General features: G+C 67.9%; 12 protein-coding genes. 9 read left to right on the top strand and 3 right to left on the bottom strand.

Annotated features, from left to right (window positions below):
* Positions 1 to 126 precede the first annotated feature (126 nt).
* Together AC27L4_RS02100 and AC27L4_RS02105 are read right to left on the bottom strand one after the other, a co-directional pair.
* Positions 127 to 396, bottom strand: coding sequence for a YMGG-like glycine zipper-containing protein (locus tag AC27L4_RS02100; RefSeq protein ID WP_487140294.1), 270 nt, complete (start codon positions 394 to 396; stop codon positions 127 to 129).
* A gap of 475 nt (positions 397 to 871) precedes the next feature.
* The gene (locus AC27L4_RS02105; RefSeq protein WP_487140295.1) at positions 872 to 2,407 is read right to left on the bottom strand and encodes a DUF3300 domain-containing protein; all 1,536 of its coding nucleotides are present in this window, start codon (positions 2,405 to 2,407) and stop codon (positions 872 to 874) included.
* Positions 2,408 to 3,323: 916 nt separating this feature from the next.
* Here AC27L4_RS02105 and AC27L4_RS02110 point away from each other — a divergent pair.
* The gene (locus tag AC27L4_RS02110; protein WP_487140296.1) at positions 3,324 to 3,917 is read left to right on the top strand and encodes a YqhA family protein; all 594 of its coding nucleotides are present in this window, start codon (positions 3,324 to 3,326) and stop codon (positions 3,915 to 3,917) included.
* Positions 3,918 to 4,199: 282 nt separating this feature from the next.
* On the opposite strand, the gene AC27L4_RS02115 is transcribed toward AC27L4_RS02110, so the two are convergent.
* A complete protein-coding gene (locus AC27L4_RS02115) occupies positions 4,200 to 5,480 on the bottom strand; it encodes an alpha/beta hydrolase (protein WP_487140297.1) in 1,281 nt (426 codons plus the stop codon).
* A 217-nt stretch (positions 5,481 to 5,697) separates the two neighbouring features.
* Here AC27L4_RS02115 and AC27L4_RS02120 point away from each other — a divergent pair, with 217 nt between their 5' ends.
* From AC27L4_RS02120 to AC27L4_RS02155, 8 genes are all read left to right on the top strand, one after another.
* The gene (locus AC27L4_RS02120; RefSeq protein ID WP_487140298.1) at positions 5,698 to 6,918 is read left to right on the top strand and encodes an MFS transporter; all 1,221 of its coding nucleotides are present in this window, start codon (positions 5,698 to 5,700) and stop codon (positions 6,916 to 6,918) included.
* A gap of 159 nt (positions 6,919 to 7,077) precedes the next feature.
* Positions 7,078 to 8,508, top strand: a complete 1,431-nt coding sequence (locus AC27L4_RS02125; RefSeq protein WP_487140299.1) for a basic amino acid/polyamine antiporter — start codon at positions 7,078 to 7,080, stop codon at positions 8,506 to 8,508.
* Between the two features lie 221 nt (positions 8,509 to 8,729).
* Positions 8,730 to 9,770, top strand: a complete 1,041-nt coding sequence (locus AC27L4_RS02130) for a patatin-like phospholipase family protein (RefSeq protein WP_487140300.1) — start codon at positions 8,730 to 8,732, stop codon at positions 9,768 to 9,770.
* Between the two features lie 3 nt (positions 9,771 to 9,773).
* The gene (locus AC27L4_RS02135; protein ID WP_487140301.1) at positions 9,774 to 11,228 is read left to right on the top strand and encodes a GntP family permease; all 1,455 of its coding nucleotides are present in this window, start codon (positions 9,774 to 9,776) and stop codon (positions 11,226 to 11,228) included.
* 33 nt (positions 11,229 to 11,261) lie between these two features.
* A complete protein-coding gene (locus tag AC27L4_RS02140; RefSeq protein ID WP_487140302.1) occupies positions 11,262 to 12,338 on the top strand; it encodes an AI-2E family transporter in 1,077 nt (358 codons plus the stop codon).
* A 163-nt stretch (positions 12,339 to 12,501) separates the two neighbouring features.
* Positions 12,502 to 13,803: a DUF1576 domain-containing protein gene (locus AC27L4_RS02145; RefSeq protein WP_487140303.1), complete on the top strand. Its 1,302-nt coding sequence runs from the start codon at positions 12,502 to 12,504 to the stop codon at positions 13,801 to 13,803.
* A 196-nt stretch (positions 13,804 to 13,999) separates the two neighbouring features.
* The gene (locus AC27L4_RS02150) at positions 14,000 to 14,527 is read left to right on the top strand and encodes a Na+/H+ antiporter subunit E (RefSeq protein WP_487140304.1); all 528 of its coding nucleotides are present in this window, start codon (positions 14,000 to 14,002) and stop codon (positions 14,525 to 14,527) included.
* Positions 14,520 to 14,780: an MrpF/PhaF family protein gene (locus tag AC27L4_RS02155; protein WP_487140305.1), complete on the top strand. Its 261-nt coding sequence runs from the start codon at positions 14,520 to 14,522 to the stop codon at positions 14,778 to 14,780. The genes AC27L4_RS02150 and AC27L4_RS02155 overlap by 8 nt, the downstream gene beginning before the upstream one ends.

Consider the following 14,780-nt stretch of genomic DNA (forward strand, 5'->3'; position numbering starts at 1 on the left):
GGGCCGGGACCGAACGTCGGGATCTGCCTGGCGCGCGAGAGCACTCGGCACACGCAAGGGGATCAGCGGCCTCGCGGCGCTGATCCCAGGGGGCATGTCCGGAAATCTTGATTTCCGTGTCAACTTTCAAGGACAGGGACCGGTGAAGCGACGGCCGTAGCGATCCTCGAAAATGCAGTTGTTCGGGGTCGTGGCGCGACCGATGAGCGCTCCAGCCGCACCGCCCGCAAGCGCGCCGATCGCCGCCCCGCGTCCTCCGCCGGCCGCAGCCCCGATCAGAGCGCCGCCACCCGCGCCGAGAGCGGCGCCGCCGAGCGTGCGTTGTGACTGCGAGTCCGTGTTGCAGCCCGCCACCGCGAGGGCAAACAGTGTAACAGCTGCGATTTTCTTGATCATATCATCTCCACCCGACGCAAATATCCACACTATTGTTCTCTACCACGACATTCCAGATCCGCATGTCCCCCGCGTCCCAGTCATTGTGCATATTGTCCCAATTTGGGCGCCCTGGCCTGGGCCGGCATGCGTCGTCGATCTCGCCGAATGCTGCCATCCACCGGGTGGGGGCCTGAGCGAGGCGCGTGATAAGAGGCACGATTGTGACCAGACAGCCCCGGAAGGCACGCACTCCGCCGGGTCATGTCCGCAGAGGCCCGCGCGTCCCATAGCCGAACGATGTTCGAGGTCGAATGAGCCGGCCCTGCGCGGGAGCGAGCGTTTCGGCGGAAAGGGGCCTGCCCGCGAGGGAGGCGAGCCCCGATCCTTCGGTGCGAGCCCCCGACATGACCGAACGCCATCTGGAGGCTTCACTCGACGTCATGCGTCGAGGCGGAAGCCTCCACCGCCAATCCCGGGCCGTGGAGGCTGAGCGTCACGCATCGACAGGGCCCAGGACATCGGGGGTCGTCATGCTCTGCCGAGGCAAGGGACGACGCTGCGAATGCCCCCTCTGCTGCGGCCTTGCCCGATGCTGCTGCGGCCTTGCCTGCTGCTGCCGGTTTCGTTGCTGCTGCGGCCTTGCCTGCTGCTGCCGGTTTCGTTGCTGCTGCGGCCTTGCCTGCTGCTGCCGGTTTCGTTGCTGCTGCGGCCTTGCCTGCTGTTGCCGGGTTCGTTGCTGCTGCGGCCTGGCCTGCTGCTGCCGGGGGCGCTGCTGCTGCGGTCTGGCCTGCTGTTGCCGGGGGCGCTGTTGCTGAGGCCTGGCCTGCTGCCCTGGCCTCGCCGATGGTTGGTTTGGCCGGGCGGCGGGACGGTTGGCAGCGGGACGGTCGGGCCGTGCGCCACCGGGACGATCGGGCCGTGCGCCACCGGGACGATCGGGGCGCGCGCCACCAGGACGATCGGGGCGCGCGCCACCAGGACGATCGGGGCGTGCGCCGCCGGGACGATCGGGGCGTGCGCCGCCGGGACGGTCGGGGCGTGCGCCGCCGGGACGGTCGGGCCGTGCGCCACTAGGACGGTCGGGCCGTGCGCCGCCGGGACGGTCGGGCCGCGCGCCGCCGGGACGATCGGGCCGCGCGCCGCCGGGACGATCGGGTCGCACGCCGCCGGGACGATCGGGACGTGCGCCGCCGGGACGATCGGGGCGTGCACCGCCGGGACGGTCGGGCCGCATGCCGGGACGGTCAGGCCGCCACGCCTCCGGGGGGCGACCGGGACGACCGGGGTTCGGACGCCAGTTGGGTGGCGGGGCGTGCCAGACATTGTTGTTGACCCACACCTGGTTCCATCGCCGGTCGTTCCAGCCCCACCGGTTGTTCCAGCTCGAGCCGAGGACCACGGCACTGGTGAACAGCAGAGCCCCGGCTGCCGCCGTACTCGTCGTATTGAAGACACGCGAAGAGTCATATGTCGGGACGTAGATGCGCTCGGGATTGGCTGGCGCGATGTAGATCACGCGCGATCCGGCCTCGTCCCGCGCAGTCACGGTCTGCTGTGGCGTGGACTTGAGGTTGCCGTGCGTCTCTGCCTGGGCGCGGAGCATCTGGATTGCGATCGCTACATCCTTGGGCTGGAAGGCGAACGCAGTTCCGAGCGACTCTGTCCAGTCGAAATGGCCGGCGAGCATGTCGATCACGTCGGGAAAGCGCACCAGTGCTTGGACCGACGAGTCCCAGTCCTTCGCGTCGACCTCGCTGAAGTCGCCTCGTTTGACCGCATCCGGATTGGCGGCGATCCACCGGTCCGCCTCATCGATCTGCTCGGGAAACGTGCTTGCCGGCAGGATCAAGGCCACGAGAGTGTCGGGGAAGAGGGCAATGGGGCCCAGCAGGTATTCAAGATCGGTAAGCGAATAGATCGCGGCCGGATCTGCCGCCGTCGCAACCGGCGTCTGCTTGCCCGGGTCGGGCGACTGTGCCGTCTGTGCAAACACGGGATGGACGGTCGTCCAACCGAGCACGGCCACCATGGCAAGCCGTGGCCACCCCCTTCCTTTTCCGCTCGTCATCGCTCTGGCCACTTCGCCTCCTATGCATCCCCCCAAAGGGAACCGCCGGGCTCATCCTGGAAACCCCATCGGCTCCTTTCTGGCAAAGAAAATATGCAATGAACAGAGGTTCCTGGGATGGATGTTCGAAAATTGATCGACGGACATCAGTTATATTTGATCCCATCGAAGATAACGGCAAATGATTTGGGACGAATTGCTCTGTTTTGAGACAAATTGAACAGCATGCAGACCTGCCGTGGCCGGTATCCTCTGGGATCAATCTCGCAGGCCGAGGATCATGACGGCCATGGCTGACCTGTGAGCTTGCCCAGGGCGTGGCGGGAGGCAGGACGCAAACCGGCAACCCGCCGTTGCGCGTGACCTGCCGGACGTCTTCAACGAGGTTGGAAGCGGATCGCCGCGTCCGCAAGACGATGTCGGCGCTTCCGGAAGCATCCCCGGCTGCGGCTGTTCGTCCGGATGCATATTCCGGCAAGATGCCCGAAGTCCGGGAAGGAGCAGCGCTGCATGGTTGGGATACTTGAGCGGGCCCTGTGCGTCGGAGCGCACCCGCAGCGAAGCCTCCCAGGGATCGAGCTTCATCACCCGCGCGACGCACTTCTCCACCAGCGCCTCGAAACAGCATGGATTCGAGATGATCGAAATTGCGGATCAACGAGATCTCCCGGAAACGACGAAATGTCCCAATAATTGTCGATCCGTTCCAAGTTCAGTATTGCGGGGATTCCGATCGGGGCCTTGAGGGAGGACGATGGCGACAGCGGCGCATGGGCAGGTTGCCACGGGCTGGATTCTGTCCCGCAATCCTTGATCGACCGCGGATTCTGGTTGCCCGGACGAGGAAAAGTCTGGTGACCCACCGCCTGGGCCGGATTTGGAAACCAATCCGTTCGGCGACCCAGCGTCATTGACTTGCAAACCGAATGCGCAGGTGGGAGTTCCGCAGAAATTTGAATGTTTCAATTCCGATTCTGCAGGGAAAATTCCTCTGCTGAAACGTATTTTATCGTGCAGCCGCTACATCATGCTTATTCCGGTGATCGGCGCATTTTGGGGATCATTGGTGCTCCTGCTGTATGAAATGATTGTTCTCATGGCGTCCGTCATCGCCACGATCGGGCGAGGTGAATTTTCTTCAAAAGACGTCAAGGTTTTCGCTGTGGGATCGGTGGAAGCTGTTGATGCATTCTTGATCGCCATTGCTGTATATATTGTCAGAATTGACCTGTATGCGCTCTTCGTTGACGAAACGATTCCTTTGCCGAAGTGGTTGGAGATCAAAAATCTCGAAGATCTGAAGGGAAATTTGATCAGTGTCGTAATCGCCGTTCTCGCCGTTCTCTTTCTGCGGGAAGCCGTCTCTCGGGACGGCAACCTCAATTCGCCGGTTTCGGGGAGAGGGGCTCTGGCCCTGGTCATCGCAGCGCTTTCATTCTTCCTGATGAAAAGCAGGACGGAAAAGGACTGAGCGGCCTCGGCTTCAGCCACCACCATGCCCTCGAACCGAGCAGCGCCCGCCTTCGTCCGCTTCCGATTGGTTCGCGGCCGGTCGAGCAGGTCATGGCAGCCGGGCTGCCCGATCTACCGGGACGGTGCCGAAGGTCGGCGTCATTCCGATGCCGGTGGTCATCGCGGCTTGGTTCGGGGGCGTTCGCGATCGAGCCCGGCTCCGACGATGCATCCTGCGACATCCGTGACCGGGCTTGCATGGGCAGCTCTGCAAGGGGGGGCTGCCGCAACTCGATCGCGGCTACGGGTTCTGCACACGGTTGAAGATCAGGAACGGCGCGGCGACCAGCGTGCCGGCGGCGCTGCCGAGGGTCTGCGCCGCATCGACCGGCGCCACGGCGTCCGAATCGGTGATGGGCTGCCCGGTGATCAGGCGGTCGCCGATCAGGCGCACGGCCTTGGGGCTGGTGGCGAAGGCATTGTGGTTGAAGGCGTCGCCGCTGCGCAGCTGGCTCATGTCGATGAAGACGAGATCGGGAATGCCGGCGAACTTCCGGCGGTAGTCCTCGCCGGTCACATCGATGCCGCCCAGCCGCGTCATGCGGCCGGAGATCAGGCTGGAGACGCCGAGAGCCCGGTCGCCGTTGGAGGTGAAGACCGTGAAGCGTGGCCGCTTCGTGCCGATGTCCTGCATCTGCCGCAGGAAGACGTCGACGTCGAGATCGGGCGAGGCGAGCACGACATTGTTGATCTTCGGCGAGATGCGCCCGTCCGACAGGGCCATCTGCCGCAGGGCCTCGACCGCGACCCAGGCGCCCATGGAATGGGCGAGCACGGTGACCTCGCTGACCTGCGGGCTGGCCACGGCGGTGCGCAGCAGGTTGGCGAGGTCGGTGCGCGAGAAGTTCGCGCTTTCCCGGTCGTAGTTGTAGTCGAGGATGCGTCCGCGCGACGGCCAGGTGAACAGCACCGGAGCCGCCCCCGCATCCGTGTCGTGCGCGATCTGGGCAAAGCGGAAGACGGCGGCGTCGAAGCGCGTGTTGAAGCCGTGGATGAAGACAAAGACGCGATGCTGCCTGGCGCCGGCCTGGGCGAACCAGCGCGGCACGTCGGTCTTCTGCAGGGGCGTGACGGATTCGGTGACGAAGTCGCGCTGGGGATCGCCCGGCACGCGGCGCGGCCACTGGATCGTGCCGACCTCGCGGCCGGGCGGCAGCGACATGACGATCTTGGCCAGCGACATGCCGTCCCCGCGTTCGCCGGTGAACATGGTGCCGGGATCGCCGCTCGGCGCGCGCGTGGTCGCCACCAGCATGTCGACCCGGGCGCCGCCGGTCGGGCCGGTGGCGACGGGGCGCAGCACGCCCTCCGGATGGCTGCTGCAGCCCGAGGCCAGCAGGGCGAGGAGCAGCAGGCCGAAGCCCCCGCCGCGCCTGGACGGACCTCGCGCGCCGGGCAGGCGCGGCCGCAAGGCGCCCCGGGACGGGCTCGCCGCGATCGAGGCGTCGGGGCGCCGGACCGGTTGCGAGAAACCGGATGCCTGCAGACGGCTGAGGGGCGATCTCGTGCGCGACTCGATCATTCGCCGACAAACCTTCATTGCTGCGACCTCTGGCTCTGGACTTGGCGGCGGAGCTCTGAAATTGAACCAGCGTCGTACGGGTGTTAGCGTCAGAATGGCCGACTCGCAACGCGGGCGGTCACGACGGACGTGCCGGGACCCGCGGCGGAGAGGCCGGGGACCGGCCTCGCTTTCCCGGACGGGGCACCGGGCGCCGAATGGAAGGACGCATGCCTGGATGAGTGACCTGGACCTTCCGGCCTTGCGGCTGTCGCTGCTCTACACGGCGCTGTTCTTCGATCTCGGTGTCACCTTGCCGTTCCTGCCGATCTGGCTGCAGTCGAGCGGCCTGGACGCGGCGCAGATCGCAACCGTGCTTGCCGCGCCGCTGCTGGGCCGCCTGCTGGCCAACCCGATCGTGACGGACTTCGCCGACCGCCGCGGCGCGGTGGCGCGGACGCTGGCCGTCAGCGCCGTCGGCGTCCTGATCGGCACGGTGTCGCTGGCGCTGTCGCACCGCTACGTCACCATCCTGGTCATCGTCTTCCTGCTCGGGCTGGCGCAGGGGCCGCTGATCGCCCTGACGGACACCTATGCCTGGGCCAAGCTGCGCCTGCAGGTCGTTCCGGCGCGGCGCGAGCAGGTCTACGGCCAGATCCGCCTGTGGGGCTCGCTCGGCTTCATCGTCGCCAGCATCGGCGCCGGCCGGATGCTCGACTGGTTCCGCCCCTCCTTCATTATCTGGCTCCTCGCCGGCGCCGCCGCGGTGCTGGCGGTGACGGCCGTTTCCGTCGCCCGGTCCGAGCCGGCCGGCGCCGTGCGCGCGGCGAAGCTTCCATCGCCGTCCGGACATCTCTGGCGCCTGGCGCTGATCATCGTCGGCGCGGCGCTCATCCAAGCCAGCCATGCCCTCTATTACGGCTTCAGCAGCATTCACTGGGCGCAGGAGGGCCATTCGGGCACCGAGATCGGCGTGCTCTGGTCGGTCGCGGTGACGGCGGAAGTCCTGTTCTTCGCCGTCGGAGCGCGGATCTTCTGGGCGGTGGGCGGCCCGCCGGTCGTCCTCCTGCTCGGTGCGGCCGGGGCTGTGCTGCGCTGGGGCACGATGGCTCTCGACCCCTCCCTCGCGGTCCTCGTCCTCTTGCAGATGCTCCACGCCGTCAGTTTCGGCGCGACCCACCTGGCCAGCATGGCCGCGATCTCCCGCCTCGCGCCGGCGCATCTGCAGGCGCGGGCGCAGGGCTGGCTCGCCGCGCTCTGGGCGGGCGTCATGGCGCTGCTGATGGCGCTTTCGGGTCGGTTCTACGGACCGATGGGCGAGGGAACCTATCTGCTGATGGCCGCCGTGGCGAGCGTCGGCCTGATCCTCTTCGCCCTCGCGTCCTATGTCCGCACCACCGGCCTCACCTGGCGAACGGCGGAATGCGACGGCGGCTGCAGGCTCGGCCGGGTCGGCTGACGCCGGGCGGCGGCCTGCAGATCGGGACGGGAGGCATCGGATTGGGACATCGGACCAATTCCCGCGTGCACCCGGGATGCCTACCCTGCATCGATCGCAGGGGGCTCACCGCCGGCTCGTCCGTCGGAGCGAGGCTGCTTTGCTCGGCGAGTTGCCCGGATGGCCCACGCCACGGAACAAAAACTGTCGTTCTGGGCGCTGGTCGCCCTTGTCGTCGGCTCGATGGTGGGCTCCGGCATCTTCACGCTGCCCGCCGCCTTCGCCCGGTCCAGCGGCGCCCTCGGCGCCGGCATCGCCTGGCTCGCCGCCGGCCTCGGCACGCTGGCGCTCGCTTTCGTCTTCCAGTCCCTGACGCTGCGCAAGCCGGAACTCGACACCGGCATCTTCGCCTATGCGAAGGCAGGATTCGGCCGCTATGTCGGCTTCAACGCGGCGCTGGGCTATTGGATCGGCTGCTGCCTGGCCGACGTCGCCTGCCTCGTCCTGATCAAGGCGACGCTCGGCGCGTTCTTCCCGATCTTCGGCGACGGCACGACGATCCCGGCCCTGGTCGGCGCTTCCGTCATCCTGTGGGGCACGCACGTGCTGATCCTGCGCGGCGTCAAGGAAGCGGCGGCGCTGAACTCGATCGTCACCGCGGCCAAGCTCGTGCCGCTTCTCATCTTCATCGCGGTGGCCGCCTACGCCTTCGATCCCGCGGTCTTCGCCGCCAATCTCCGCGGCGGCGACGCGCCGACGGCGGCCGACATCTTCGGGCAGGCGCGCGGCGTCATGCTGGTCGCGGTGTTCGCCTTCGTCGGCATCGAGGGGGCGAGCGTCTATTCGCGGCTGGCGAAGAACCGCCGGGATGTCGGCGCCGCGACGGTCCTCGGGCTCATCGTCGTCTTCATCCTCCTGGTCCTGGTGACGATGCTGTCCTTCGGCGTGCTGCCGCAGGCGGAACTGGCGAGGCTGCGCAACCCGTCGACGGCGGGGATCATGGAACATGTCGTCGGCCGTACGGGTGCGGCCTTCATCGGCATCAGCCTGATCGTCTCGGTGCTCGGCAACTACCTGTCATGGTCCCTGCTCGCCGCCGAGGTCGTCTACGCGGCGGCCCGCAACGACGCGATGCCGGCCCCCCTGGCCCGCGTGAGCGACAAGGGCGTTCCGGTCGCGGCGCTCTGGCTCAGCAACGGCGTCATCCAACTGTTCCTGCTCGTGACCTATTTCGCCGACTACGCCTTCAACCTGGCCCTGAAGATGACGAGCGCCATGACGCTCGTGCCCTACTTCCTCGTGGCGGCCTATGGCGTGCGCCTCGCCTGCACCGGCGAGACCTATGGCGGCGCGCCGCGCCAGCGCATCTTCGACCTCGGCTGCGCCGGCCTCGCCATGGTTTATGCCGCCGCCATGATCCTGGCCGGGGGGGCCAGATACCTGCTCTTCGTCGCCATCATCCTGGCGGCCGGCTCGCTCCTCTACGTCCTGTCGGCGAAGCCGGAGCATGAGCGGAGGTTCCGTCCGGCCGAGCTGGCCCTGTTCTGCCTCGTCATGGTGGCGGCGCTGATCGGCATCTCGGCGCTCGTGACCGGCACGCTGACGATTTAGCCGGATGCAGGCACGTCCGCCCAGCCGGCGCGAGCCGCCGCTGTCCGGCGGCATGTTGCGGTGCAAAATAGGGACGACATGCATGGGATCGGGACAGAGCGCCAATTCCCGCGGCACCCGCGGCGGGCCTATCGTGCCGGCGCGCGGCAGCGTCCGGGCTCCCGTCGCGGGACTGGGGCGGCCGCGTCGGGTCGGCGTTGCGGGCGAGTGGGGAAAGGGCCATGGTGTCGAAGCAGCACGGGAGAACGGCCGATCCCCTGCCGATCGATCTGGCGCTGCAGGGCGGCGGCGCGCATGGCGCCTTCACCTGGGGCGTGCTCGACCGGCTGCTCGAGGAGCGGTGGCTGCATGTCGAGGCCGTGTCCGGCACCTCGGCCGGGGCGATGAACGCCGCCGTGCTCACCCATGGCTGGACGACCGGCGGTCCCGAGGGGGCCCGCGCCGCGCTGGATGAGTTCTGGCGGCGCGTCGCCAAGGCGGGGGCGGCGAGTCCCCTGCAGCGCACCCCGCTCGATCGGGTCATGGGCAACTGGTCGCTCAGCACCTCGCCCGCCTTCGTCGCGCTCGACCTGATGGCGCGACTGTTCTCGCCCTACGACCTCAACCCGCTGGGATACAATCCCCTCAAGGACATCCTGGCCGAGACCGTCGACTTCGAACGCCTGGCGCACGCGCCGATCAAGCTCTTCGTCACCGCGACGAATGTCCGGACCGGGCGGGGGCGCATCTTCCGCAACGGTGACATCACGGTCGACGTGCTGCTCGCCTCGGCCTGCCTGCCGACCATGTTCCAGGCTGTCGAGATCGACGGCGATCCCTATTGGGATGGTGGCTTTGCCGGCAATCCGACGATCACGCCGCTGGTGCGCGAGAGCGAGGCGCAGGACTCCATCCTGGTGCAGATCAATCCCCGCGAGCGGCCGCAAACGCCGCGCAGCGCCTCCGAGATCCTCAATCGGATCAACGAGATCTCCTTCAACGCCGCCCTGATGAAGGAATTGCGCATGATCGCGCTGATGCGGGAGATGGCGACGCCCAACACGGCGGAAGGCGCGCGCTGGGCCAATATGCGCACGCATCGGATCATGACCGAGATGATGACGGACCTCGACCATTCGTCCAAGCTGAACGCCGAATGGGAATTCCTCGCCATGCTGCGCGACGAAGGGCGGGCGGCGGCGTCCCGGTTCCTCGACGCGCATGCCCAGGACCTCGGCGAGCGTTCGACCGCCGACCTCGACATACTCCTGACGGAGTGCTGAGCCATGGGGCTCCTCGGCATCCTCGCCGGTCTGGCGCTGCTGGTCGGCCTGGCCTTCCGGGGCTGGAGCGTCCTGGTGCTCGCGCCGCTGGCGGCGCTGATCGCCGCGCTGTTCTCCGGCGAGCCGCTGCTGGCGCACTGGACCCAGACCTTCATGACCAGCGCTGCCCATTTCCTGGCGCAGTTCTTCCCGCTCTTCCTGCTCGGCGCCCTGTTCGGCAAGCTGATGGAGGACAGCGGCTCGGTCACGGTGATCGCCGATGCGATGATCCGCCGGCTCGGTCAGGAGCGCGCCCTGCTGGCGGTGGTCCTGGCCGGCGCGATCGTCACCTTCGGCGGCGTCAGCCTGTTCGTCGCCTTCTTCGTGCTGGCGCCCATGGCCCAGCAGGTGTTCCGGGCGGCGAATGTGCCGCGCCGGCTGATGCCGGCGGCGATCGCCCTCGGCACCTCGACCTTCACCATGTCGGCCTTCCCGGGAACGCCCTCGATCCAGAACGCCATTCCCATGCCGTTCTTCGGGACGACGCCGTTCGCCGCTCCCGGCCTCGGCATCATCGCCTCGGCGATCATGCTTGCCTTCGGCATGGCTTGGCTGAACCGGGCGCAGGCGGCGGCGCGCCGGCTCGGGGAAGCCTTCGGTTCCGAAGCGGCTCCGGAGCCGGCCGCGATCGCCGGCCGCGAGGGCCTGCGCGAGAGGGCCGCCACCGCCCATGAGTTCGACCCGGCCGAGATGGCGCGGAGCGCGGTCAGCAAGACCAGCCCGAGCCTCCTCCTCGCCGCCTTGCCGCTGGTGGTGGTCATCGCCGTGAACATGGCGATGTCCCTGGCCATTCTGCCGCGGCTCGATCTGAGCTATCTCGCCGAACCGCGCTTCGGCGGCACCTCGCTCGCCGCCGTCGGCGGCGTCTGGGCGGTGGTCACGGCGCTGGCGAGTGCGATCGTGGTCGTGCTGCTGGTCAGCGGCCGGCGGCTGCCGGGCATCCGGGCGACGATCGACGCCGGCGCGAACGCCTCGGTCCTGCCGGCGGTCAGCGTCGCCAGCCTGGTCGGCTTCGGGGCCGTGGTGGCGGAGATGCCGGCCTTCTCCGTGGTGCGCGACTGGGTGCTGGGGATCGGCGGCGGACCGCTGGTCTCGCTCGCGGCCGCGACGAACATCCTGGCCGCCCTCACCGGCTCGGCCTCGGGCGGCCTGACCATCGCGCTCGACGCCCTGGGCTCGACCTATCTGGAGCGGGCCCAGGCGATCGGCATGGACCCGGCGCTGCTGCACCGCGTCGCGGTCATGGCCTCCGGGACACTGGACAGCTTGCCGCACAACGGCGCGGTCGTCACTCTCCTCGCCGTCTGCGGGGTGACTCACCGGGAAGGCTATCGCGACATCGTCATGGTCGGCATCGTCGGCGCGCTCGTGGCGCTGGTGGCGGTGATCGTGCTGGGATCGCTGGTCGGGTCGTTCTGAGCGCAGGCGCTAGGGCAGGGGAGCTCGGACACCATGGACGCGACACCGGACGACAGGCAGCGGCGCGGGATCGGGGCAGCCGAAGGGCTGATCGCCCTGGTCGTGGTCCTCGGGGCGCTGCATGTCTCGGCCTCGATCTTCGCGCCGGTCGCCTTTGCCGTGCTTATCATCATGCTGGTCTGGCCGCTGCAGATGCGGCTGCAAGCGATGATGCCCAAGCTCCTGGCGCTGCTGCTGAGCATGATCGTGACGCTGACCGTGTTCGGGGCGTTCGGCTATCTCGTCACCTGGGGGTTCGGCCGTGTCCTGCGCGCCCTGATCGCCGATGCCGCCCGCTTCCAGGCGCTCTACGAGCAACTCGTCGTCTGGCTCGACGGGCATGGCGTCGCCGTGGCCGGGCTGTGGACCGAGCATTTCAACGTCGGTTGGATGCTGCGCGTCGTCCAGGGGCTTTCGGGACGGCTCAACACCATGCTGAGCTTCTGGCTCGTGGTGGCCGTCTACGTTCTGCTCGGCCTGCTCGAGGTCGACACCCTTGCCCGCAAGGCCCAGGCCCTGCGCAACCGGACGGCTGCCGACGTGCTCATGCGCGGCGGGGCCTCCACTGCGGCCAAGCTGCGGCGCTACATGGTGGTGCGCACGCAGATGAGCATCCTCACCGGTGCCCTGGTCGGGGTGGTCGCGGCCGTTGCCGGACTGCCGCTGGCCCCGGAATGGGGCGTCATCGCCTTCGCGCTCAACTACATCCCCTTCCTCGGGCCCCTGGTCGCGACGACCTTTCCGACCCTGTTCGCCCTGGCGCAGTTCGACACCTGGCAGGCGGCCCTGGTGATCCTGGTCTGTCTCAACCTCGTGCAGTTCGTGGTGGGCAGCTACATCGAGCCGCGCATTTCCGGCAGCGTCCTGTCGATCTCGCCCTTCATCGTGCTGTTCTCGGTGTTCTTCTGGGCCTTCCTGTGGGGGATCTTCGGGGCCTTCATCGGCGTGCCGATCACCATCGCCGTCCTCAGCTTCTGCGAGCAGCACCCGTCGAGCCGATGGGTGGTCGACCTCTTCGGAGGCGAGAAAGGCGCCGGGAGTCCGGGCGACGCGCAGGCAGGCCGTTCCTGATGCACGGCGATTTCGCACCGGCATGGCCTCGGACCAGCTCGTGCGGATCGCGCCGCGCGGCCTCCCATCGATCGGCCGGCCACGGGTTCCATTCCACCCGGCTGTCGGGGCATGATGGCGGCCTGATCGCGAGACGCACGGCGTCGCCTCGACGGGAGCGGCCATGGACATGGTGACCGGATCGGCAACGAAGGAGGCGCTCCCGGCGCTTTCGGACGACGGCCTGCTGGCCGTCGTGGCTGCGCTCGCCGGCGCCTTCGTCCTGTTCGGCCTGGTCGTCTCCGGTCCCGGCGCCGTCCTCGAGGGCCTGCCGAAGATCTGGCTCGCCCGCGACACCCTGATCACCGACTATATCGGCGTCGGCGGCATCGGCGCCGCCTTCGCCAATGCCGGGTTGCTGACACTGGCCGCGGCGGCGATCTACCGGCTCTCCGCGGTGAAGATCGGCGGCGCAGCCGTGGCCTGCCTGATGCTCGTGCTCGGCTTTGCGCTGTTCGGCAAGAACCTCCTCAACGTCTGGCCGATCGTGGCGGGCGTCTATCTCTATTCTCTCTACAAGCAGGAGCCGTTCGCCAACCACATCAACACCGCCTTCTTCGGCTGCGCCCTCGCGCCGGTGTTTTCCGAGATCCTGTTCAGCTCGGCCTTGTCCTTCGGCGTCAGCCTGCCGCTCGGCGTCGCCACCGGGCTGCTGATGGGCTTCGCCCTGCCGGCGGCGGCGGCCCAGCTGTTCAAGGCCCATATGGGCTACAGCCTCTACAATATGGGCTTCACCGCCGGTATCGTCGGCACGCTGGTGGCGGCGGTCTACAAGTCCTACGGTTTCGTCCCCGATCCCGTGTTCATCTGGTCGACCGGCAACAACCTGCTGCTCGGCGGCTTCCTCGCCGTCCTGTTCCTGGCGCTGATCGCCGGCGGCATCGCCCTCGACCGCGGGGCGCTGGAGAGGATGAAACGCATCCTCGGTGCCAGCGGGCAATCGCCCAGCGACTTCATCGCCCTGGCCGGCGCCGGCGCGACGCTGGCGAACATGGGGGCGAGCGGCCTGATCGCCCTGGCCTATGTCCTGGTCATCGGCGGCGATCTCAACGGCCCGGTGATCGGCGCGCTCTTCACCATCGTCGGCTTTGCCGCCTACGGCAAGCATCCGCGCAACATCGTCCCGGTCATGGCCGGCGTGTTCCTGGGCACGCTGGCCAAGCCTTTCGGCGCGGCCGACCCGTCGATCGTGCTGGCGGCCCTGTTCGGCACGACGCTGGCGCCGATCGCCGGGCGTTTCGGCTGGCACTGGGGCATCGTCGCCGGCTTCGTCCACGTCTCCGCGGCGCAGACCGTCGGCGTGCTGCATGGCGGCCTCAACCTCTACAACAACGGCTTCGCCGCCGGCATCGTCGCCTCCGTCCTGGCGCCGGTGATCATTGGCATTCAGATGCGGCGGGAAGACCACCCGCAGGAGAAGCTGTGATGCGCCTCCGGGCAGCCCCGCGGTCCGCCAGGAGATCGTCGCGGATCGGCGCTTCCCCGTGCCCGGCCCCGGCGACCGCCCGAGGTCTCCGCCGCCCATGGTCGGATCAAGGCCGGGCCTTCGCCTCTCCCGGGGTGACCCGATGAGCATGCGCGACCGGACACCTCTCCAACGCCAGCCGGAGGAGCTTCAAGACATGGCACAGAGCACCGGAAGGTCGGGGAAATCCTTCATCCCGCAGGGCATGTTCCCCCTCTGGCTGGTGCTGTTCACGGTGTGGATGGTCGCCAACGCCTCGCTGGCCCCGGAGGTCGCGCTCACCGGTGCGGTCATCACCCTGGTGATCGCCCATGCCTTGGCCTCGACCAGCGTGGCCTGGCAGCGGGTGCGCTGGACGCCACGCGGGCTCTACCATTTCATCGCCTATACCGGCACCTTCGTGGTCGAGCTGGTCAAGGCCAACATCGCCATGCTGGCCTATGTCTATGCGCCGCGCATCGTCATCCGGCCGGGCATCGTGCGGGTCCGCACGCGCCTGACTTCGCCGATCGGCCGGCTGGCGCTGGCCAATTCGATAGCGCTCACCCCCGGCTCGCTCGTCATCGATCTCAAGGCCGACACGCTCTACGTCCACTGGCTCGACGTCAGGACCACCGATGTCGAGGAGGTAACGGCGGCGCTGGCCGCTCCCTTCGAACGGCACCTGGAGAAAGTCTTTGGCTGAGACCATCGTTCAGATCGCCGCTGTCCTGATCTTCCTCGCCATTCTGTTCAGCGTGATCCGGCTCATCCTCGGCAAGACCCTCGTCGACCGGATCGTCGCGGTCGACATGCTGACGGTCATCTCCATTTCGTTGATCGCGCTCTACGCCCATGTGTCCGGCCGGTTCACCTATATCGACGTGGCGCTGGTCTACGGCCTGCTCAGCTTCCTGGCCGTGCTGGCCATCGCCCGCTTTCTCGAGAAGGGGTTCTAG

It is taken from the genome of Labrys sp. Lb11, assembly GCF_057554225.1.

Coding starts and splice junctions, on each gene's coding strand:
- AC27L4_RS02100 (WP_487140294.1), bottom strand. CDS start 396: ATGATCAAGAAAATCGCAGCTGTTACACTGTTTGCCCTCGCGGTGGCG.
- AC27L4_RS02105 (WP_487140295.1), bottom strand. CDS start 2,407: ATGGTGGCCGTGCTCGGTTGGACGACCGTCCATCCCGTGTTTGCACAG.
- AC27L4_RS02115 (WP_487140297.1), bottom strand. CDS start 5,480: ATGATCGAGTCGCGCACGAGATCGCCCCTCAGCCGTCTGCAGGCATCC.
- AC27L4_RS02120 (WP_487140298.1), top strand. CDS start 5,698: ATGAGTGACCTGGACCTTCCGGCCTTGCGGCTGTCGCTGCTCTACACG.
- AC27L4_RS02125 (WP_487140299.1), top strand. CDS start 7,078: ATGGCCCACGCCACGGAACAAAAACTGTCGTTCTGGGCGCTGGTCGCC.
- AC27L4_RS02130 (WP_487140300.1), top strand. CDS start 8,730: ATGGTGTCGAAGCAGCACGGGAGAACGGCCGATCCCCTGCCGATCGAT.
- AC27L4_RS02135 (WP_487140301.1), top strand. CDS start 9,774: ATGGGGCTCCTCGGCATCCTCGCCGGTCTGGCGCTGCTGGTCGGCCTG.
- AC27L4_RS02140 (WP_487140302.1), top strand. CDS start 11,262: ATGGACGCGACACCGGACGACAGGCAGCGGCGCGGGATCGGGGCAGCC.
- AC27L4_RS02145 (WP_487140303.1), top strand. CDS start 12,502: ATGGACATGGTGACCGGATCGGCAACGAAGGAGGCGCTCCCGGCGCTT.
- AC27L4_RS02150 (WP_487140304.1), top strand. CDS start 14,000: ATGGCACAGAGCACCGGAAGGTCGGGGAAATCCTTCATCCCGCAGGGC.